Origin of the sequence: Catenulispora rubra, from assembly GCF_015356825.1 — a bacterium.
Lineage (GTDB): Bacteria > Actinomycetota > Actinomycetes > Streptomycetales > Catenulisporaceae > Catenulispora > Catenulispora rubra.
Genome location: NZ_JAACYW010000823.1, coordinates 1 through 385 on the forward strand (window position 1 = coordinate 1; position 385 = coordinate 385).

The window sequence follows — 385 nt, forward strand, 5'->3', positions numbered from 1 at the left end:
GTCCAGGCCTGCCTCGATGAGCAGGTCTGCGGTGTCGGCCGTCCAGCCGGTCCCGGGCACAGCGCGGCCCTGGCGGTCGGGGCGGAGTACTTCGTTGCTGGTGACTTCGCCGTTGTCTCCGACGCCGGTGATCTCACGGATCGAGGAGATGACGCGGGACCCGTCACGCAGCCGCCGTAGCTGGATCACTACGTGCAGAGCGGTACTAACCAGCAGGTTGGTCGCGGCACGGTCTAGTCGCTCCGGGGCCTGGATCGCATAGGAGGCGAGCTTGTCGAACGCCTGCTTGCTGGTGGAGGCGTGCATGGTGCCGATCGAGCCGTCGCTGCCCATCATCATGGCGTTCAGCATGCTGACGAGCTCTTCGCCGCGGACCTCGCCGACG

Annotated in this window: 1 pseudogene; it reads right to left on the reverse strand. The window is 67.0% G+C overall.

The features are described from left to right. Positions 1-351: pseudogene (locus tag GWK61_RS55585) on the reverse strand (CpaF family protein); the annotation flags it as partial. Positions 352-385: the final 34 nt, after the last annotated feature.